The sequence below is a fragment of the Patescibacteria group bacterium genome (assembly GCA_041665365.1).
GTDB lineage: Bacteria > Patescibacteriota > Patescibacteriia > UBA9570 > UBA9570 > UBA9570.
In genome coordinates, this window is sequence record JBAYIY010000010.1 from 24,402 (window position 1) to 45,247 (window position 20,846).

23 protein-coding genes are annotated in these 20,846 nt (G+C 39.8%); 6 read left to right on the top strand and 17 right to left on the bottom strand.

The window, feature by feature from the left end:
* Positions 1 to 194: 194 nt before the first annotated feature.
* The 3 genes from WCV88_05065 to WCV88_05075 are packed head-to-tail and all read right to left on the bottom strand — an operon-like array spanning position 195 to position 3,674.
* A complete protein-coding gene (locus WCV88_05065; GenBank protein MFA6475537.1) occupies positions 195 to 1,493 on the bottom strand; it encodes a UDP-N-acetylmuramoyl-L-alanyl-D-glutamate--2,6-diaminopimelate ligase in 1,299 nt (432 codons plus the stop codon).
* Entirely contained in the window at positions 1,477 to 1,815 is a 339-nt protein-coding gene (locus tag WCV88_05070; protein ID MFA6475538.1) for a hypothetical protein, read from the bottom strand. Before WCV88_05070 ends, WCV88_05065 begins: the two co-directional genes overlap by 17 nt.
* The gene (locus WCV88_05075) at positions 1,812 to 3,674 is read right to left on the bottom strand and encodes a S8 family serine peptidase (GenBank protein ID MFA6475539.1); all 1,863 of its coding nucleotides are present in this window, start codon (positions 3,672 to 3,674) and stop codon (positions 1,812 to 1,814) included. The genes WCV88_05070 and WCV88_05075 overlap by 4 nt, the downstream gene beginning before the upstream one ends.
* 89 nt (positions 3,675 to 3,763) lie before the next feature.
* Here WCV88_05075 and WCV88_05080 point away from each other — a divergent pair, with 89 nt between their 5' ends.
* A complete protein-coding gene (locus WCV88_05080) occupies positions 3,764 to 4,771 on the top strand; it encodes an asparaginase (protein ID MFA6475540.1) in 1,008 nt (335 codons plus the stop codon).
* The gene (locus WCV88_05085) at positions 4,768 to 5,823 is read left to right on the top strand and encodes an AI-2E family transporter (GenBank protein ID MFA6475541.1); all 1,056 of its coding nucleotides are present in this window, start codon (positions 4,768 to 4,770) and stop codon (positions 5,821 to 5,823) included. Before WCV88_05080 ends, WCV88_05085 begins: the two co-directional genes overlap by 4 nt.
* Positions 5,824 to 5,883: 60 nt before the next feature.
* Here the strand turns inward: WCV88_05085 and WCV88_05090 are convergent, their stop codons facing one another.
* Positions 5,884 to 6,255, bottom strand: a complete 372-nt coding sequence (locus WCV88_05090; GenBank protein MFA6475542.1) for a DUF559 domain-containing protein — start codon at positions 6,253 to 6,255, stop codon at positions 5,884 to 5,886.
* Positions 6,256 to 6,526: 271 nt separating this feature from the next.
* Here WCV88_05090 and lexA point away from each other — a divergent pair, with 271 nt between their 5' ends.
* Positions 6,527 to 7,138, top strand: coding sequence for a transcriptional repressor LexA (gene lexA, locus WCV88_05095; protein MFA6475543.1), 612 nt, complete (start codon positions 6,527 to 6,529; stop codon positions 7,136 to 7,138).
* Between the two features lie 207 nt (positions 7,139 to 7,345).
* Here lexA and WCV88_05100 read toward each other — a convergent pair whose 3' ends face one another.
* The 11 genes from WCV88_05100 to ruvA are packed head-to-tail and all read right to left on the bottom strand — an operon-like array spanning position 7,346 to position 14,799.
* Positions 7,346 to 8,137 (bottom strand): ribonuclease H-like domain-containing protein, encoded by a 792-nt coding sequence (locus WCV88_05100; GenBank protein MFA6475544.1) that lies wholly within the window; start codon positions 8,135 to 8,137, stop codon positions 7,346 to 7,348.
* The gene (locus WCV88_05105) at positions 8,124 to 8,870 is read right to left on the bottom strand and encodes a PD-(D/E)XK nuclease family protein (GenBank protein ID MFA6475545.1); all 747 of its coding nucleotides are present in this window, start codon (positions 8,868 to 8,870) and stop codon (positions 8,124 to 8,126) included. The genes WCV88_05100 and WCV88_05105 overlap by 14 nt, the downstream gene beginning before the upstream one ends.
* Before the next feature lie 3 nt (positions 8,871 to 8,873).
* Positions 8,874 to 9,782 carry an LCP family protein gene (locus WCV88_05110; GenBank protein ID MFA6475546.1) on the bottom strand — a complete coding sequence of 303 codons (909 nt, stop codon included), beginning with the start codon at positions 9,780 to 9,782 and terminating at the stop codon, positions 8,874 to 8,876.
* The gene (gene xseB / locus WCV88_05115; GenBank protein MFA6475547.1) at positions 9,748 to 9,978 is read right to left on the bottom strand and encodes an exodeoxyribonuclease VII small subunit; all 231 of its coding nucleotides are present in this window, start codon (positions 9,976 to 9,978) and stop codon (positions 9,748 to 9,750) included. The genes WCV88_05110 and xseB overlap by 35 nt, the downstream gene beginning before the upstream one ends.
* Positions 9,979 to 9,988: 10 nt before the next feature.
* Complete coding sequence (gene xseA / locus WCV88_05120) at positions 9,989 to 11,074, bottom strand: exodeoxyribonuclease VII large subunit (protein MFA6475548.1); 1,086 nt, start codon at positions 11,072 to 11,074, stop codon at positions 9,989 to 9,991.
* Positions 11,074 to 11,340 carry a hypothetical protein gene (locus WCV88_05125; protein MFA6475549.1) on the bottom strand — a complete coding sequence of 89 codons (267 nt, stop codon included), beginning with the start codon at positions 11,338 to 11,340 and terminating at the stop codon, positions 11,074 to 11,076. Before WCV88_05125 ends, xseA begins: the two co-directional genes overlap by 1 nt.
* 2 nt (positions 11,341 to 11,342) lie before the next feature.
* Positions 11,343 to 11,822, bottom strand: a complete 480-nt coding sequence (locus WCV88_05130) for a hypothetical protein (protein MFA6475550.1) — start codon at positions 11,820 to 11,822, stop codon at positions 11,343 to 11,345.
* Positions 11,810 to 12,724 (bottom strand): gluconeogenesis factor YvcK family protein, encoded by a 915-nt coding sequence (locus WCV88_05135; GenBank protein MFA6475551.1) that lies wholly within the window; start codon positions 12,722 to 12,724, stop codon positions 11,810 to 11,812. The genes WCV88_05130 and WCV88_05135 overlap by 13 nt, the downstream gene beginning before the upstream one ends.
* Positions 12,721 to 13,431 (bottom strand): sugar phosphate nucleotidyltransferase, encoded by a 711-nt coding sequence (locus tag WCV88_05140; protein MFA6475552.1) that lies wholly within the window; start codon positions 13,429 to 13,431, stop codon positions 12,721 to 12,723. Before WCV88_05140 ends, WCV88_05135 begins: the two co-directional genes overlap by 4 nt.
* Positions 13,422 to 14,246, bottom strand: coding sequence for a peptidoglycan bridge formation glycyltransferase FemA/FemB family protein (locus WCV88_05145; GenBank protein ID MFA6475553.1), 825 nt, complete (start codon positions 14,244 to 14,246; stop codon positions 13,422 to 13,424). The genes WCV88_05140 and WCV88_05145 overlap by 10 nt, the downstream gene beginning before the upstream one ends.
* Positions 14,239 to 14,799: a Holliday junction branch migration protein RuvA gene (gene ruvA, locus WCV88_05150; GenBank protein ID MFA6475554.1), complete on the bottom strand. Its 561-nt coding sequence runs from the start codon at positions 14,797 to 14,799 to the stop codon at positions 14,239 to 14,241. The genes WCV88_05145 and ruvA overlap by 8 nt, the downstream gene beginning before the upstream one ends.
* 43 nt (positions 14,800 to 14,842) lie before the next feature.
* Between ruvA and WCV88_05155 the strand changes: the two genes are divergently transcribed.
* Positions 14,843 to 16,489, top strand: coding sequence for a cation:proton antiporter (locus WCV88_05155; protein MFA6475555.1), 1,647 nt, complete (start codon positions 14,843 to 14,845; stop codon positions 16,487 to 16,489).
* Entirely contained in the window at positions 16,467 to 18,422 is a 1,956-nt protein-coding gene (gene uvrB / locus WCV88_05160) for an excinuclease ABC subunit UvrB (protein MFA6475556.1), read from the top strand. The genes WCV88_05155 and uvrB overlap by 23 nt, the downstream gene beginning before the upstream one ends.
* A 9-nt stretch (positions 18,423 to 18,431) precedes the next feature.
* Here uvrB and WCV88_05165 read toward each other — a convergent pair whose 3' ends face one another.
* Both WCV88_05165 and WCV88_05170 read right to left on the bottom strand, forming a co-directional pair.
* Positions 18,432 to 19,328, bottom strand: a complete 897-nt coding sequence (locus tag WCV88_05165; protein MFA6475557.1) for a hypothetical protein — start codon at positions 19,326 to 19,328, stop codon at positions 18,432 to 18,434.
* Between the two features lie 177 nt (positions 19,329 to 19,505).
* Positions 19,506 to 20,012: a hypothetical protein gene (locus tag WCV88_05170; protein ID MFA6475558.1), complete on the bottom strand. Its 507-nt coding sequence runs from the start codon at positions 20,010 to 20,012 to the stop codon at positions 19,506 to 19,508.
* A gap of 330 nt (positions 20,013 to 20,342) precedes the next feature.
* Here WCV88_05170 and WCV88_05175 point away from each other — a divergent pair.
* Positions 20,343 to 20,846, top strand: a 504-nt coding sequence (locus WCV88_05175) for a hypothetical protein (protein MFA6475559.1), incomplete at its 3' end; no start/stop codon positions are given.

Below are 20,846 nucleotides of genomic sequence, written 5' to 3' on the forward strand. Positions count from 1 at the left end.
GCCACTACTAGAGCCACTAGTAGCGGTATTTGTTAAGTTAGTTGTAGTTTGACATCGTCACTCGGGCTAATAGAGTGATAGTGAATAAAGTTTTTTGAGCTTCTTGCAACACAAGTTCGAGTCAAAAGATCTTTGCTACTCTACAATCCAGCTTGACAAGTGTCAAGGGTATAGCCGGGGTGATTGTCAATTAGTTATCCACAGATTCTCCCCAATTCTTCTCTTGCCACCGTGCGATCATCCCAGGGTTCTTTCTTCCCTTTGGCGCGGCAGATTTTTTGATCGGCGCCTTTACAGGTTAAAAAGACAATATCACCGGGTTTGGCTAACTGGAGAGCTTGTTTAATGGCGACGCGACGATCAGGGATAACCCAATAAGTTTGTTGGTCGATTTTTCCTGAAGCAGCCACACCCTTAGCCACTTGCTGCATAATCACCATTGGGTCATCATCATACGGGTCTTCATCGGTGACGATAACAAAATCGCACAACTCACCAGCCACTTTGCCGTTCTCGAACCGACGCGAGGTGTCTCGCCCACCGCCAGTACTACTGATTAGGGTAATTAATTTCTGGTTAGGTTTTAACTTTCTCCAAAATGAGTAAAGTAATCTTAGACTGACTGGTTCATAAGCGTAATCGACAATCACAGTGAAGGGCTGACCGAAATCAATTCGTTCCATCCGGCCTGGTATTAATTTCACTTGTTCTAAACCATGTTTAATCGTGGGATAGTCTAAGCCTTGTGTTAGAGCCACGCCAATGGCTGAGGCAATATTATCTAAATTCCATTCACCTAATAACTGGCTCGTCATGGGATAATCGTTCACGGTAAATTTTAAACCGTCACTGGCTTCAACGACATTAGTAATGGTCAAGTTAGCATTAGGCTCACCATGACGCGTCCAAATAATTTTAGTTGGAACGGTGGCAGTATCAATAAATTCCTGGCTGTAGGCACTGTCACCGTTCAACACTACGGCCTTGGGTCGTTTGACTGGTAAACGCACAAGATGGTGAAACAATTCCAGTTTGGCTTGTTTGTAGGCCTCAAAACTACCGTGTGCTTCAATGTGTTCAGGAAATAAATTTGTCCAGACACACACATCATAATGAATGCCTAAATGCCGCCATTGTTTAATCCCCTCAGAGGAGGTTTCGATCACCGCATACTGACAGTTGGCTTGTACCATATCGGCTAAGAGTTTTTGTAATTGACTGCGCCCCAACATCGTCATCTTGGTTGGGTTCAACCACTCTTGATCACCAATTTTAAAATTAGCGGTCGTAGCGATACCAACTTTATAACCCGCCGCAGTGAGGAGCGACCAAATTAAATTACAAGTGGTAGATTTACCTTTGGTACCGGTCACACCAATGATGGTAATTTTTTCTGACGGATAACCATAACGCCGTGCCGCTAAACGGGCAAACCATTTATGATATAAATCTATCGCTGCGGCCGGTAACAGCCGTTTAATTAGCTGCTTCATGAATATAATTTAACATCAACACTAACATGTGAGCCACTGTTACGGAAAATACCAATAACCATTCTAACCAAACAATTAAATTCACTCGATTCACATGTCTTTTTCTTAGCCAATCGGTTAACACTTGAAAAATATATGACACTGAGGTGAGCGCCGCTAACATGCCAAAAAAAGACAACCAAATACTTTGCATAAACCAGGCGACACCGACCACGACACTAGCCAATAATAACCACCACGTAGCTCGATGCGGTGGGTGCACAAAAAAAATGGTTAACCACAGCACTAAAATAGCCACGTATCCTACAACTATCACTATCATAATTTGATTGTCTTTATTTCACTCATACTACTAATATTACCTAAATCATCGATCGCTCGCACTTTATAATAATACCGCTTATCCGGTAACACATTGGTATCGAGATAAGAGGTCTTTTTCACAGTCAAACCAAATGATTTATATTGGCCAGAGCGAATCCGGGAACGATAGATTTTATAACCAACCACATGTTCATTCTTTGGTTTATACCAACGCAACTCAACGCCAGTGGTTGTTTCTTTAATAATACGCCAAGCCGGACGTTTAACGATAGTATCAATGACATAATTATATTGTGCTAAAGCCGACACCCTATTTTCACTGTCAATTGTTTTTACGCGCAATTCATAATATTTTTCATTACCGCTAAGTAAACCAACTGGCAGATAAGATCGATTGGATTGTAAAACACCAGCTGTTACCGGATCAACACTGTCTTGTCCAAAATAAACATAGTAGCCCACCACGTCGGCTGGACTGAGCGGTTCCGACCAATAAAAATACGGAGTGGCATCAGTTGTGCGCACACCGGATGTTAGATGTGTTTGTTTAGAAGACGAACCATAGCCCTCTATATCCACAGCTGACGGACCAGCCTCCGCCACAACCGTAGCAAGCGCTTGTGCCACATTTAATCTGCCGGCACCTAATGCTGGGACATTAATATCGTCAACATTATTTAGCAAAGCGGCGGCTACTTCAGCTGGGGTTAATGTGTTATCAGCGGCCAATAATAAAGCGGCCGCACCACTCACAATCGGTGTGGCCATGGAGGTGCCGGACATATAACCATACTCATCGGTCAAATCTAATTGGATATCGGCATCGACATAAAAAGTGCTTAAAATATTATCACCCGGTGCCGCCAAATCAACGCAATCTGCCCCATAGTTGCTAAACCAGGCCATGTCATCACTACTATCAGTCGCACCAACCCCGATCACATTGTCATAACAAATTGGATAATATGGTATGGTATTTAAATTTAAAAGTTCATTGCCAGCAGCGGCCACTAACACAATACCAGCATTGGAGGCATCTAATAACACGGCTTGTTCGGCTGCACTGAAACTGGTTCCACCATAACTCATACTGATCACATCAGCCCCATTGGCTATGGCATAATTAACCGCTGATGTAACAGCCGATACATCACTTTCACCATTTTCAGTAAACACTTTTAACGGCATTAATGAAACTGTCCAGTTTACGCCAGTGACACCCACACTATTATTACCGGTGGCACCAATTAAACCTGCCACGTGCGTACCATGACGCACATAGGTAGAACTAAATGAATCGGATGTGGGATGAGCCGACGGGTTATTATCATGATTGATAAAATCCCAACCGTGCTCATCATCCACGTAACCGTTACCGTCATCGTCAATATTATTATCAGGAATTTCACCAGAATTTGTCCAAATATTATCAACTAAATCCGGATGATCAGGATCGATGCCAGTATCAATAATGGCGACAATAATGGCACTGTCACCGGTGGTACTATTCCAGGCGGTTGCCGCATCAATATCAACATCACTATTTTGTTCTAAATGCCACTGGCTCGGATAATACGGATCAAGCGGTAAAGTGTTCGGTAAAACTGATAGATACCGTTTAAAATTTGGTTCAACCAACTGCACCCGCGGATCTTGGCTTAAAACAGTCAGCGCTGTCGGCACATCTTCGACCGGTAATATAGTAAAAGGTTCAGTGGTACTGGCCGGTTGATCTTTCCATTGCACTAAAACTTCATTGGGAACATAATCATCAGCCAGCACTGGTATAGCACTATGCCAAACAACTATAGCAACGGTTCCAACTGCTAACCAGGCTCGATTCATTGCATATACCATACTTGAAAAAACCGAAATTGTCAACTATTTTTTTAACTTCATTTTATCTCGGAATAGCCAATTCATTATAAAATGTTATACTAGTGGCCATGAAACGAATCTGTATTATTCATACCGGTGGCACCATCACTATGGCCAAAACCGCCACTGGTGTGTTAGCGCCCAATATGACTGGGGAGCAAATCGACCAATATGTTCCGGCTCTAAACCAAATCGCCAATATCGATCATGCCATTTTGTTTCAATTGGATAGTTCAGACATGACGCCACATCATTGGACACTTATCGCCGAGGCGATCAATGATCGCTATCAAGACTACGATGGTTTTGTAGTCTTACACGGCACCGACACTATGGCCTACACCGCTACGGCGTTATCATTCATGCTGGGTAATTTAAGTAAGCCAGTGATTATAACTGGCTCACAATTACCCATTTCTGAAATTGCCTCAGACGGTGTCACTAATTTATTACATGCCGTTCAAGTAGCCTGCACGGACTTATCTGAAGTCTGCATCTTATTAGGACATGCTTTGCTCCGCGGTAATCGTTCTAAAAAAATGTCTCCGTTTAGTTTTGATGCGTTTGTTTCTCCAAACATCCAACCATTATGTGAAGTGGGTACAGAACTCAGATTTTCTGATCATTGCATTAACCGTCGCAGCGCCACCTTACATTTACAAACCAATATGGTCACTCATGTAGTGGTGATTAAAATATTCCCAGGTATTAGTACCTCACTTATTTTGGATATGATACCGGCGCGCACCAAAGCTGTGATTATTGAAGGTTATGGAACGGGCAATTTCCCGCTCGGTGATGATGGTATTCAAGCCGCTCTAACACATATTAGTGAACAAAACATCATCATTGTTATTGCCACACAATGTGTTTATGGCGCCGTCGAATATGAACGCTACCAGGGTGGTTTTTTTGCTAAACAGTTAGGCGCTTTATCGGCTCAAGATATGACCAGTGAGGCGGCTTTAATTAAACTCATGTGGGTGTTAGGCCAAACCTCAAACCATGACGATATCAAACGTCTTTATCATTCTAATTTAGTCGGCGAATTAACTGAACGTGAAACAAATATATGACCATGGCCATACCATTTAAAACCATTCAAGCCCGGATTTTTTTAGGCGCTTTAATCGGTATTACCCTACTTTTTATTTGGATGATACAGGCTTATATCTACCCAGTATTCTGGGCGGCTGTGATGGCCGCTTTGTTTCATCCACTTTATAAACGGATTAATAAATTATTTAAGCATGATAATGCGGCTGCTGGGTTAACTGAGTTGATTATTGTTTTAATTGTGGTTATACCTTTAGCTGGTTTGGTATGGTTAGTAGTGCAACAAGCCATCGGTGTATATCAAACCTTTGGTAATAAAGACACGTTTGTATCTATCAACACTTATCTGCAAAATTTATTGAATACTCCATTTATTGTCGAACGCTTTGGCAGTATTAACATTACTGAACAATTAACCAGTGTTGGAGCTGATTTATCTAAATATATTTACAGCTTTATTACCACTGCCGGCCAAAACACAGCCCGGGTTTTAATTCAGCTCTTCATAATGTTGTATACATTATTTTTCTTTTTGAAGGATGGTTCACACTTTTTAAAAACGATTATGCATTTGTTGCCATTAGGTGATACCTATGAAGAACGTTTATACGATCGGTTTGTTTCAACTACCCGCGCTACTTTAAAAGGGACGATTGTTATTGGAGTAATTCAAGGCACGGCTGGTTGTATTACACTATTATTGGCCGGCGTGCCCGGGGCATTATTTTGGGGAGTGATTATGATTGTCTGTTCTATTATTCCTGGTGTTGGCACCTCTTTGGTTTTGATACCAACGCTAATAACTCTCGTCATAATGGGTCAATGGTGGCCAGCGGTCATTGTTTTAATTGGTTGGTTATTTGCCACCACGATTGATAATTTTATTCGTGGACCCATGGTCGGAAAAGATGCTCAGATGCATCCCTTATTTATTTTGTTCGCCACTTTGGGTGGGTTATTATCCTTCGGTTTATCCGGTGTCGTGATTGGCCCAGTTATTACCGCACTACTACTTAGTATTTGGCAAATTTACGAAGAAAAATATCACGACGATTTAGTAAAAATGGGGTGAGAGAGAGATAGACCTCTCCCCTAGCCCCTCTCCTTCTGAAGGAGAGGGGAATGAAGGATATTAAAAATATCCTTGTATAACATCGATCACAGTCTCTATATCATTGATCACTTGATCATTAGTGAATCGTAATACTTTAAAGTCATGCCTCTCTAGTATTATAGTTCGCTCTATATCATGTGGTATTTGATTCTCATGAACTTTACCGTCAACTTCAATAATCAAACGTAATTCAAAACAGTAAAAATCAACGATGTATTGAAATAACGGGTGTTGTCTGCGAAACTTAAAACCGGCTAACTGATGTCGTCGTAAACGCTGCCATAATTTATTTTCAGCGACTGTTGATTGATGACGAAATAACTTAGCTCGTTCCGTGAGCTTATGTTGCAACTGAATTTGTTTATATTCTTTTTGTGTACGTACAAACATAAAACGCGACCCCAAACCCAGGCCGCGCTCTTTCTGAAACTAGATTAGCACAGAAAATAATATATAGCAAGCCCTTCCTTAAGACCTCTCCTCTAACCCCCCTCCTTCAGAAGGAGAGGGAATAAAATGAAACATAATCTTGCATTCTTCTTTCTCCCTCCTCTCCTTCTGAAGGAGAGGAGGGCCGGGGAGGAGAGGTCTACCGAACAAATACCGAAGTTATCCACAGCCCTACTTGACGTTCGGTTTTTATTCGGTTAAGGTTATCCACATGAATGCACTCACCAAAAAGAAAAAACAGATTCTAGATTTTATTCAGTCCTTCCAAACCAGTAAGGGTTACTACCCTACTCTGGAGGAGATAAGAAAAAAACTTGGATTACGTAGCTCGTCAACGGTTCATCAACACTTATCTGAGTTAGAAGACATGGGTATGATTGAACGCAACTATGGTAAGGCGCGGGATATTAAAGTGTCCACTAGCGAACCATACATTGCCGGCAGTATGGCGGAACTACCCATTGCCGGTTTAATTACCGCTGGTTACCCAATTGAAGCTGTCGAAGAACGGACTGAAACCCTGACTGTTCCCAGACATATGATCGATAATAAAAATGCTTATGTTCTTAAAGTGAAGGGTGATTCAATGATTGAGAGTCTAATTACCGATGGTGATTATGTAGTAGTACAGAAACAAGATTATGCTAGTAATGGTGACATTGTCGTAGCTTTACTTGAAGATGGTAGTGCTACTTTAAAAGAATTTCACAAAGAGAAAAATTATGTTCGTCTCCAACCGCGTAACCAAAACTATAAACCAATTCGTGTCCGTAATGTTATTATTCAGGGTCGTGTTTTGGGAATAATTCGTAAATATATATAAAGACAAAAATTTGCTATATGTCGTTTTCATCAACAAGCACAGTTCCCATAGAAATGCTCCCAGGCATTGGGCGCCGTACTGCCAAAGTACTTCGCTCTATGCATGTACTAACCGTTGGCCAATTTAAAACTGTGCCGGAAAAATTACTAGTGGAGGTATTTGGTCCAAGTATTCTTAGTTTATACTCAATTGTCTCTCCAAAAATATCTAGAGGAGACGTTCCTGATAAGAAGATTTCCCGGATAACACAGTCACATCAGAAATCCGATCGAGTTGATAATCGCGTCTATCATTATCACGATAGGAATACACCGTCACAGTTCGGTCGGTCAAATCAAGTAAGTCAGCCTTGGTTGTTAAAATGGTTCGGGCTGAATCAGAAAGTTGCAAGATAGTTAACTCAACTGGCTGATGTTCAGTGAACGCCTGGTGTAGTTGTTGCTGCACAGTAGGTGTAGTTGACCATTGCACTGGCATGCGAAATAATTCACCGCCGGAGGTATAGAGAATATAGCCATGCCGACAACCATACTCATAAACATCTTTTGTGATACGCACATCATCTAAACAGTATTTGGCTAGAGCCGCCATGTTACCCTCGCGATAATATTTAATCGCATCTAATCCACTGCCGGATTTACCTTCCCCGAGTGTGGCCTGAGCGACACTTTCAAGTTTCATCCGAAAACCCAAAGTGCGATGAATGTCTGCCAATATATCTACTTGCGGTAATGTAGCGATTTGTAAACTTTTGAAATATGGTTGCAGTACCACATTATCGAAAGAAATTGAATTGAAACCAATTATAGTCGGTTTTTCGGTATTCAAAATTGCTTCCAATTTTGGAATATCTGGTTCATAGAAACTAAAATATTGGTTTTGAGTATAGGAATACAAACCAATAAATGACACACCTAATTTACTATTTTGGTTAAACCCACCCACTTCCGCAAAGGTTTTTTGGGTTTCCAGATCGTAAACGATACTAGCTTTTGACATATTGCTTAGCTTGAGCTGATTTAGGACAGATTTCGATAAAATCACAATGTTTACAGCGCGAGCTTATGCGCGGCAGCAATTGTGTGTCGGTTCTAATCTGATTCACCTTCTCAATTAGTTCTTCTTTGATCGGCTCAAACAGATCGTCACTGATGTCTATACTATACCATTGATTACTGGCTAAATAAAAATAAGACGCTTTATAGACCGGTTTGGGCTGATTGGCTTGAATAATTAGAGCATACACAGCCAACTGTAAGTCTGACACTTCATCTTCTTTAAACTGACCGGTTTTATAATCGATCACGTGTAAGCCTTCAGGGTCTTCATCTACCCGATCTATCCGCCCTAATACTTTTATATCTTCAGCTATGTCAGTATCATAATAGTTTTCTAGCATGACTGGGGTTTTGGTCAAATCAGTTTTATAGGAAAATAATTTTAACATCTGCAGGGCTTTAATCCCCCATTTTTTTTCATCAGCTAAATCAGTAAAGCCTTTTCTATTTTCTTTCCACCGCTTACGTAACAGCTTTTCTAGCACTTCATAATTACGCTCCACTGGTAAATATTTTTCATAAAGATCCTTCAAACTATTATGCACATGTGCCCCCATAGTTAGATACGGTTTAGGAGTTTTATAGTCATCCCCCAAATAATCAACATAAGTAAACTTATACTGTTGCGGACAGGTTTCATACATGGTCAGCTTAAACGGAGATATCTTAAACATTACCTACCTGAGATATTTATTTACCAGATCTTTTGTTCCCGCTTCATCGAGCACCCAATAATACAGGGATTTACCAAATGATGGTGTATAAATGCGTTGCCCCTCACCTGGTAAAACCACTTCTTCCATCTTTGGTAAACTAAAACTACGGTGTCCAATTAAATAAGCAATACCAAATGACATTAAACTAGATTGAGATAAATTTAATCTGGAGCGATCACTGCTTGATAAATAATTGTACAGACGTTGCGCTACCAACGGGTTTTTGGCTTTTTTTAAAACTGCTTGAAAAACTTCGCGCTGTTCAGCCGCGCGACCGAAATCTCCCTCAGCTTGCACGAACCGATTGTGCACTAACTCTTGCGCTTCTGTTCCATCCACGTGCCCAGTACTAATATCTACACCCCCAACACTATCGACAATTTCTGTAAAACTATCAAAAGTAATTTCGACTGTGCCATTCATAGTAATGCCTAATAATTTCTCAACTTGTGCAGTTGTCAGAGCCGCATTACCCATCCGCTCAGTGTTATCATCCCACATGGCATAAAAATGGGTAATCTTTTGTAGACCATAATCAGGATCTTCAATTTTGGTATCACGTGGCACCATCATTAAAGACATTGGGTCTGCCTTAGATTTTGGAATTGATAATATCATCAGGGCATCTGAGCGAGCACGTTCATTAGTACGCTGATCAGAACCAATCACTAAAATATGATAGTACCGTGGCTGCGTAACATAAAAGCCAATTCCAAATAAAATAAGTATACTAATAATTATTAGTATTAGTCGTATTATCCAACGACGAATCCAACGGCGACAGCCTAGTCGTTCTGGTGTTGCCTGAGTAGTGACAACAACATTGTCACTCGTTCTAGCTTTTGGTTTTACTTTCGGATGTAAGCTCACGATATTTTCCTTTAATAGTCTGAACAGACTGGTTTACTTCCGCTAAATAGACTTTTAATTCCCGTGCCAATTTTAAACCTTCTTCAAACTTGGTTAAACCTTCTTCCAGATTATATTTACCGGCTTCAAAATCATTAGTAATACGCTCTAAAGCATCGTAGTTTTTCTGAAAATCAAACTTGGTTTTCTTAGTCATAAGAACCGCATTATAGCACTTTAGATTTAATTATACCATCCTGAAAGATGGTTTCAATTTGGTCACCTAAAGTCACTTGGGCACGTTTTGTAATGACTTTATTTTTAAATTGAGTAATTGAATATCCACGCTTTAATATTTGTTTTGGATTGTAGGAATGTAACAACGCTAATAATTGATCAACATTTTGATCGTATTGTTTAATGTGTTGCGAGAGCACCAACACAGCTGTACTTACTCTCTCAGATACATGTTTATATTGATGATCCAAACTCTGGGCTTGGCCATTTAGCATGGTGTGTATTTGCGTTAGAACATCACGCTTATCTGGTACTACTAGTTCAGCGGCATTACTTGGTGTTGCAGCGCGTTGATCAGCGGCAAATTCGGCCAAAGTTTCATCGCGCTCATGCCCGATGGCGGTGACAATGGGAACTTTTAAACCAAAGACCGCGCGCACGACACTCTCATCATTGAAGGCTTGTAAATCCTCCATGGATCCGCCACCTCTGGTTAATATTACTACATCTAAACTGTTGGCATACTCATGATTGATATATTGTAGAGCCTCCACAATACTGGACACGGCCTGATTACCTTGCACATTAACCGGAAAATGAATCACTTCATAACCAGCCCAACGATTATTTAAAATTCTAAGTACATCTGTATAAGCAGCCGCATCACTTGAGGTAACCAAACCAATGCGTTGTGGAAACTTTGGTAACGTGCGTTTCCGTGCTGGATCAAACAACCCTTCTTTGGTTAATTTCGCTTTCAATAATTCATATTGCTGTTTGAGTGAGCCAACTCCGACTGCTTGAATTTTATTAACGCGTAAATGAAACTTACCCGATTTTACAAACAAATTTGGTTTACCAAATACTTGAATCTCCATCCCATCTTCAAGTGGCTGATCCAATTGAAAGGCCAGCAAAAAACAACTGACGTAACTAGCTTCATCTTTTAAATCGAACCAGACAAACCGATTTTGGGTAACATGAAAATTACTCACCTCACCTTGCACGCAGGCCGGAATGCCAGACAGGAGTTCATTGACGCCATGAACAAATTCAGAAACCGAATAGATTTGCATTAGGAACTTGGAGAATCGTGAACCAGCACAGCAATGTGATCACTACTTCTCCAAAGCATCTCAAAAAACTTACCAGTGCCCGGGTATTTAAAATGTCCATGGATACCGATGTGTCCAGTAAACCAGTCTGCTTCTTGTTCTTCTAAAAAATGATGTAAATGTTGTCTTAAGTCTTGATGTAAGGAACTATCAATATAGATGTGATAGCCATTGATCTCAGGATATTGGGTATAGCTAACCCCATTAATTTTTTCTGTATTATACATAATTATTTAATTAGTTGTTTAAGTGAATTAATATGAAAATGCTGACAGGTTGGTTGTGGTGTAGTGTGTTCACCATTGGGTCGAGTGATCCAATACATGGTCAGGTTTGGATAAGCAATTTTGATTTGATCAATATCATCTCCTCGATCGTCTACATATAGATTACCAGTTTGATTAAAGCCGGCAAGATGCTTAATCTTATCTGTATCTGTAATAATAGTTTGAATATTATTTGGAAATTTTATGTACTGTAATTTTAGGGTTTGCCAGGTAATATTACCAAACGTACAAATTACCACATGATAATCATGATCAAGATAATATTGGAGGGTTGATAAACTATCTGAATATAAATATTTCTTAATATTTTTTACCACTTCTATAGTAGCCGGATTATTTATTGACCATGATTCACCTAACGCTTGTTTAAAGCTAGTGGTATCTAATAAAGTATGATCCAGATCAAAAATTATGGTTGGCATAATTTATAGATAACTCGAGCTAGTTTTTGACCGTTAATTTTTTTAGGGTCAGTGGCACGCAGATTTCGTTCAACCACAGTGATACCGGCTTGTTCTAATCCAACTTGATTATATTTTACTAGATGTTTTGTGGTGCGATCTGTTTTAATGGTTTTATCAACTACTATTACATCCAGTGACCGTCCAATGTAGGATGATATGGTGTTGGCATAATCAGCGGCGGTGTAAGAATTAGTTTCACCATACTTGGTAGTACGGTTGCAGGTATAAACCAGTTTAGCTCTAGTATGCTGCAATGCCTCAGTTACACCTTTTACTAAGACATTAGGCAAGATACTGGTATATAAATCACCGATGGTAAAAATAATATAATCAGCTTGTTGAATGGCTTTGATTACACTGGGTAAAGCTGGCACAGCTGGTTTGAGATAGATATGCCTGATGGGAGACCGGTTAGTTTGGTTTGGTACATCGATGTTAGTTTCACCGACAACAATTTCGCCAGACATTAATTCAGCATATAGTGTGGTGGGTTTAACTGTGACAGGTAAAACTTTTCCAGAAATTTGTAACCATTGGTTCATCGTTTTTATAGCTTGTGCAATTGAACCTGATCTTATTTCCAAACCGGCTAATAATAAATTACCAATGGTATGTCCAGATGCCATACGATGATTTATCACTTTATCCCACTGTTTTGGGTCGTGCGCCAGGGCTACTAAACATCTTCTGACATCACCGGGTGGCATAACACCTAATCTCTTTCGTAATATTCCAGTTGATCCACCGTCATCGACCATAGATACAATGGCGGTCAGTGTTAATGGATATGGTTTTAAATATCGCAATAATAATGATTGGCCGGAACCTCCTCCAATTGTGACAAGGTGTGTTTGTTTCATGGTTTTAAATATCGTTCTAGTGCCGTGATATCTTCTGGTCTCCCTAAATCTAACCAGGGTTGTTGTAAATTAACCACCCGCACAGTATGATCTCGGGCTAAAGTATTAATCACGTCAGTTAGCTCAGACTCTCCTCGATTTGATGATGCGGTTTTATCCAATAGCGGAAAAATATCTTTTGTTAAGGTATAAAGACCAACATTAATATCATGACTAATTGGATGGCTGGGTTTTTCTATAATCCGAGATAACGTGTGATCGGATTTATACTCAATCACACCATAACGTTCTGGATTATTATGTTCAGTAACAGCCACTAAAGTATCGGCCGTAGATTGTTGCATGGCCTGTAAGTCGGCCACACTTAAAAGTTGATCTCCCATAGTGTAAACAAACCGATCACCTTGAATTTTATCTTTTACAGCTAACACCGGACAAGTTGTCCCATAGCACTGCTCACCCAATAATTGTATTTGATCTACCAGGATTATTTCAGCCTCAGTGGTGTATTCAAGCAAACATTTTTTTAGTTTATCAATGTGGTAACCGCCCACCACAAATATTCTCCGATAACCGGCCTCAACCACAGCATCGAGTAGATAATAAATGAACGGTTTGCCTGCCACGGCTATGATATGTTTGGGAATATCAGTGGTATACTCTTTCAACCTAGTACCTTTACCGGCGGCCGCAATAACTATATCCATAAATGTTTCATTATACTATAAGCATTATACCATAATGGACGTAACGGCTGTTCAAATGTGCCTGGTCGAGAAATAATTTCACCACCAAAGCCAAGTTTGAAACGAGTAATACCGGCAAACGGATGTTTTAGTTGATTATCTGGAGCAATGCCAAACCAATCATAGTACGCAAATTTATCTTGATAGGCAGCTTGCATAACTTGCCAGTGTAATAAATATGGCGCCATCATTGAGCGATAGTTATAATCTGAACCACCGTGTAAATATGTCACTGTGTCACCATGGTAAATAAATAATCCTGTGGCAATTGGTTTGTCTTGATAATAAGCGGTGTAGATTTTTACCATGTGATGTTTTTTTAAAACTTCATACATGGTTTCATAATATGGTTTTGGGTGGAGTCTGATAGATTGCTTGTAACTGGTTTTTACCAGCACATTATAAAAAGTCTCACTGTCTGTGTCTGATTTTATTAAAATATCTTTTTTTTCAGCCAGATGAATATTATACCGGCATTTTTGTTTCATGTTCTTTAACATAATATCGGGAGAAAGTAATGGTGTAATCAAAGTATGACTAGGATGTACATCGTTAACTTTACGGCCAAGTGTGGGTGTGAGTTGCGGTTCAAAGCGCACAAATACCGCCCCATCAGCTAATCCAGCAACATAATCACCCTGCGGAATAAACCAATAATGTTGTTGGAACGGCAATGGGTACTGAATGGCTAAAGTCGACCCTAACCATTTGATCTTGCGACCATAACTAGTCTGAACCTCACCCCACGCCGGAGATTGTAAAAACGATTTATCCATGACTGAGTAAACTCAAAGCTTGTTTTAGTTGTTGTTCGGTTGATTGAGCTGAATTGAGTTGTTGCACAACCTGACGAATTTCTTGCACAGAATAACCCAGTTGTTGCAGCGCTTCGACTAAGGTAGAAGTAGTTGGAGTCTGTTCAGTAGCATCAAGGCTGGAACGTAATTCAACCACTAAGCGCTCGGCAATTTTTTTACCAATCCCGGATACTTGAGTCAACATAGCCGTATCACCACTCCTAATCGCCTGCACAATAGTATCGGCCGACAAATCAGTTAATAACGCCAACCCGACTTTGGGGCCGACTCCTGACACACTAATCAACTGTTCAAATACGGCCAGGTCGGACGGCTGAACAAAGCCATACAAATCACTGACATCTTCACGTATAACATGATGGAGATATAAATCAATTTGATCGTTAACTGTACTCTTGTTTAACACGGAGCCTGGGACAAAAATTTTGTAGCCTAAAGACTGTACTACAACAATGAGGTATTTTTTACTGGGTTGAACCAGTTGAATTGTGCCGGATAGGAAAGCTAACACGCGCTTGATTATAACACATTTTTTTGTTATAATGTATCTCTTTATGGAATCTATCTTCCTCGAACTGAGCGCCATCATTGTGATCAGTACTGCTTTAGCGCTGGTCGCAAAATTGCTGCACCAACCGATCATTTTAGCCTTTATTGGCGCGGGTATGGTGTTGGGTCCGGCGGGACTAAATATTATTCAATCACACGAGTTGATTGATGTGTTATCCACTTTTGGTATCGCCCTCCTATTATATGTGGTTGGCATTGAACTGGATATTAAAAAGTTTAAAACTCTCTCCTGGCCAACTCTATTAGCTGGCTTTGGGCAAATCATTGGCACTGGTTGTGTAGGTTGGTTAGTAGCTTGGAGTTTAGGTTTTTCTGTAGTTGAGGCCTGGTTCATCTCTATCACACTAACCTTATCCAGTACCATCATTGTAGTAAAACTACTCAGTGAAAAAAGACAACTGGAATCGCTCTACGGTCGGATTGTGGTGTCTGTTTTGCTCTTACAAGATTTCGCCGCAATTTTAGCTTTGTTATTAGTAGAAAGTTTTGGTAACAATGTAAAAGGTGGTATTCCCTGGCTTGATCTTATTACCGTAGCCGGAAAAACTTTGGTGATTGCTAGTTTAGCCTATGTCCTGGCTAAATTTGTATTTCGTAAAATATTTTTGTTTATTGGTCGCTCGCAAGAATTATTATTTTTGTGGGGCATTGGTTGGTGTATTTTATTTGCGGCGATTGCGGTTTTATGGCACTACCCAATGGCCATTAGTGTATTCTTTGCTGGTCTAGCCATTGGCTCATTAGATTATAACTACGAGATTGCGGCGCGCATCCGCTCGTTACGAGATTTTTTCATTGTCATGTTTTTTACCTTTTTAGGTAGCCAGTTAACCCTAACCCTCAGCCCCCACCTCTATTTAAGTGCCGTGATATTATCTCTGTTCGTTTTAATTGGTAACCCAATAATTGTGTTCATTATTTTGCGTTTGATCAAACACCAAGAACGCACCGCCTTTTTTGCCGGATTAACCATGGCACAAATTAGTGAATTTTCTTTTATCTTGGCAAATCTCGGCCTATCGAAAAATTTAATTTCCCAAGAAATTGTTTCGATGATTGCGGTAATTGGTTTAATCACCATGGTTTTATCGGCCTACATGATTACTCATAACGATAAAATTTACCGTTGGATGCGACCCTTATTACGTTTGTTACCATTACCAACTCCAACCATTGATGTGGCTGACAACACTCCGGTTGAAAGTAAACAACATGTGGTTATATTTGGTTACCACAGTTCAGTTGACCCATTGGTAAAACAACTTGCCAGTGCCGGTGAACGGGTAGTGATTGTTGATTACAACCCAGATAATGCTGCTTTAATTCATCAACATCGCGTGCATTATATTTATGGTGATATGCGCGATGAAGACATTTTGGAATTAGCCAACTTAAATTCGGCTAAAATGATTATCTCGATCGTGCCCTATATGGATTCGACTATGAGTTTATTACAATATGTCAGCCATTTTAAAATTAAATGTGAGGTGGTAGTACTGGCTACGCACTTGATAGATATCGATCGGTTTTATAAAGCCGGAGCGACTTATGTGTTGCATCCAGAATCGATTAGTATGCAATACCTTATGACCGTACTAGCCAAACCACATGGCCTTTCAGCTACAAAGTAGTTTTCAGCCGACCGGTGATCAACCAGCGGCCATTAAAGCTTTAGTGGATAGTTTTGCAGCAGGGCACTCTGGTCAAACACTGTTAGGTGTAACTGGTTCGGGTAAAACTTTTACCATGGCGAATGTGATTCAACAGTTGGATCGACCAACTTTAGTATTATCGCATAATAAAACCTTAGCCGCCCAATTAGCTTCTGAGTTTCGTGAGTTTTTCCCAAACAACGCGGTACATTATTTTGTGTCGTTTTATGATTACTACCAACCTGAAAGCTATATCCCACGCACGGATACCTACATTGAAAAGACTACCGCTCTCAATGAAGAAATTAACCGGTTGCGTCATGCGTCAACGCAAGCTCTATTATCGCGTCGTGATGTTATTGTAGTTGCGTCAGTGTCTTGTATCTATAGTTTAGGTTCGCCAGTGACTTATAAATCTTTTAGTATCACATTAAAAACTAAGCAAACTTACCCGCGCCGGCAGTTATTTACCAAATTAGTTGACATGCAATATCAGCGCAATGATTTGGTGTTCAAACGCGGCACCTTTCAAGTAAAAGGTGAGGTGGTAGAAATCTTTCCGGCCATGTCTGATACTACCGGTCTGCGCTTACACTACTTTGGCGATGATATTGAAAGCATCGAAGAATTTGATGTCTTAAATAAAAATGTTACCGGCACATTAACCACAGTCGATATTTATCCGGCCACGCACTATGTGGCTCCGGTCGATAACCGCCAAAAAATTTTAAAACAGATCGAGCACGATATGGTTCAAGAAGTCGCTCAATTAAAAAAACTCGATAAAGAATTAGAGGCGCACCGTTTACAACAACGTACTCATCATGACATTGAAATGATTCAGCAAACCGGTTATGTTAATGGTATTGAAAACTACTCGCGCTATTTCGATCGTCGTGCCATTGGTGAAGCTCCTTATACTTTGTTAGATTACTTTCCGGATGATTTTTTACTAATGATCGATGAATCACACATGACTATCCCCCAAATTGGTGGTATGTACAAAGGTGATCGCTCCCGTAAACAAACCCTGGTCGATTATGGTTTTCGTTTACAGGCGGCGTTAGATAATCGCCCCTTACAATTTGCCGAATTTGAACAACACATGAAACAAACTTTATTTGTATCTGCTACACCGAAACAATATGAATTAGATCATTCACAAGTTGTAGCCGAACAGATTATTCGCCCCACGGGGTTATTGGACCCAGTGATTGAATTACATAGCACCACCGATCAAGTGACACACTTAATTAGCCAGATTGAGCAGCGTATAAAATCTGGCCAGCGTGTTTTGGTAACAACTTTAACCAAACGCTTAGCCGAAGAGCTAACTGAGTTTTTACAAGAACGTGATATTGCGGTGCAGTATCTGCATTCAGATGTGGATACTTTAGAACGTTTAGAAATCCTGCGCGATTTAAGATTAGGTGTGTTCGATGTGCTGGTGGGTATTAATTTATTACGCGAAGGTTTAGATTTACCCGAAGTGTCTTTAGTGGCTATTTTAGATGCCGACAAAGAAGGCTTCCTACGTAGTGCTACCGCCTTGATTCAAACCATCGGTCGCGCCGCCCGCCATGAAGCCGGCCGCGTGATTATGTACGCTGACCGCATGACTGACTCGATGAAACAAGCCATTGACGAAACCAACCGCCGCCGCCAAATACAATCGGACTATAACACTAAGCATCACATCATTCCACAGAGTATTGTAAAACACATCCGCGATGATCGTTTAGCCGGCGCTAAGGATAAAATGACTGACACACTACCAACCGATAAAATGTCCAAAGCCGAACTGGCTTGGCACATCGCTGATCTGGAACAACACATGGAATTAGCCTCGAGTAATTTACAGTTTGAGGACGCCGCTAAATTAAGAGATGAAATTAAAAGATTGAAACGCTAAAACTGTTGATCATTTTTTGTCAGTCACATTATTATTAATTTCACAAACCATAGCTGTACCCACCGCTCTGGTTATTGAACTTGTATCGCCATTGGTGGTATCAGAAAAACTATGTGAAACATTGATTCCATTAGATATACTTTGACTATTATCATTGACACCTAGAGAGTGAATAGTATAAGACATTTTTTGTCCTAAACCTTTTGGATAGAATTTACCATCAATTAAAAAAACATAAGTAATATGTCTGTTAGGTAATTCAAGATAAAAAGCATAATCATCCGCGGAAATTTCCGCTTCTTCTAATAAAGTAATCATATCATTATAATTATTATAATAAAGAAAATGCATTGCAGGTTCATCCAAAAAACTTTTAATATATTTTTTATCTAACCCAGCTGACCGTGGAGAGAATGTAAATAACTCTCTTAGCATAGGGTCTTGATATGCTAGTTCTCTTCCAATTTGAGGTATATTTCTTTCTTTCAATACTTCATTAAGTGGTCTTGCCTGTGGCTCAACCCCTGGTTCAGGTTCTCTACCTTCCAATAATCTTTTGGTTTTATCTACTTCTTCAATCTGACCATCTTTTACTGTGGTAGAAATATTATCTCGTAATAAATCTAAGGCTATCACGGTACGATGATGTGCCTGTGCAGCAGCTACTTCCATATTATCTGGTGAAGTGATCTCCTCTAAAGCCACGGCCTCACTTAATAAGCCAACGGCTAACATCATTCTACGTAAAAACCGACCAGATATTTTTGTCTCAGTACGCTCAGCAGTTTTATCAACATGATTATCAACTGGTGTGTCATGTTGATGGCCGGTTTCAACAGTAGTAACAACTGGAACTTCTGGTGGTTGTTGTACTTTATTTCTATGTAATCTTTCGATTGATGACATGTAAATACACACTACATTTTACCTAAGTGCATGTCAATAAAATAATTCAGCTTTTCAACGATCCGCGTAACTAACTCACACGTTCAATCCTGTGCACAAATTGACCTTGACCAAGCTAAAAAACAAGGATCGCTGAGGCGCTGAGGGGACGTGAAGACGCTGAATGATCCCTATCTATCAAGAAGGTTTCTTGAATGTAATAACTACGTAAGGGTTATGTGGAGCATCCACTGACGGAAAATAATTATATTCCAAACGCTCTGTTTGTAGAACATCGTAACCACGCGTACGTAATTGTTGACCCAATGTTAACAATAGTTGCTGTTCAAAATTTTTACCTACCCCTAAACGTAATAAACCGCCTGGTTGTAGCACTCTATCGAATTCTTTTACCATGTTAGGATCGTCCTCCCCATGAGAACCAAGCGCTACTAACTCGTGTATCGATTCATTATCCACTCCAATTAAATTTGCACGATCCCCATGAACTAGTTTAATACTAGCACCGTATTTTTCTTTGGCCGCTGCCCATACCGCTGCCTCAAATTTGTTTATCGGTTGATCAAGTGCCGTGTATTCTTCCTGATCAGGATCAATCTGTAGGCCTTCTTGAGAACGATGATGCATCGGCCTTCTGCCGGGTCCAATTTCTAATATTCTACGTTTGCTGCCTGGTTCTGGCATAAAAGTAAAAGAGATAATTAAGCTTGTTGCTATGATTACATTATACTTATCTGAGTGTCAATCACACTAACTCCACGTTTGAAGCTGCTGAAACATGTGGGTTAAATAGCTTTTATGGTTTTTGAGCTATAGTTTCTAATTCTTAGCCCGCGCTCTGTTTTTGCCAGTTGTTCCTGCATATACATTTGATCCTTAAATTGGTATAATATTCCCGAAATCGTACTTTATTAAGTTAAATAGTAATTCGTATAATATACGAAATATAGTTATTGTTAAGCATATTTATCGCATAATAACTAGTTATATGACATTACAGTCGCCAAAAATATTATGACAATTATTTTCGCAGGCCATTTCACAGTCGGAGAAAAAATAAATGAATCCCAATTAAAAAGTATTAAAGAAGCTATAAAGACCAATGGAGATTTGGCAATTTTGGTAAACGACATTGATTTTAAGAGGAAGCTTCAGTTTTTTGAAATTGGCGGAAAAAAAATGGTAATTAGACATTATGGATCACGGAAAAAATGTGGAACAACTGCTCCATTATGTGAATTACCCGAATATGACGAATTGCCAAATCTCATTGATTGGGATTTTTATGAAATGGCCTTAGCAAAAATAAAAAGTTCTAATTTAAAAATTGATGAAGTATTGCGTAAAGAAATAATTCCCACGGCTATCGAAAAAAGACTCAAACAATACAAAATAAGTAATAACATCACAAAAATATTCACCGAGCGGGAATTAAGAAATGTAGCCAGTATACGTTTAGCAAATTCCAGAAGGAATGGGGAGAAATCATGGATACCCTTGCTAGAAAAAGCAAATATC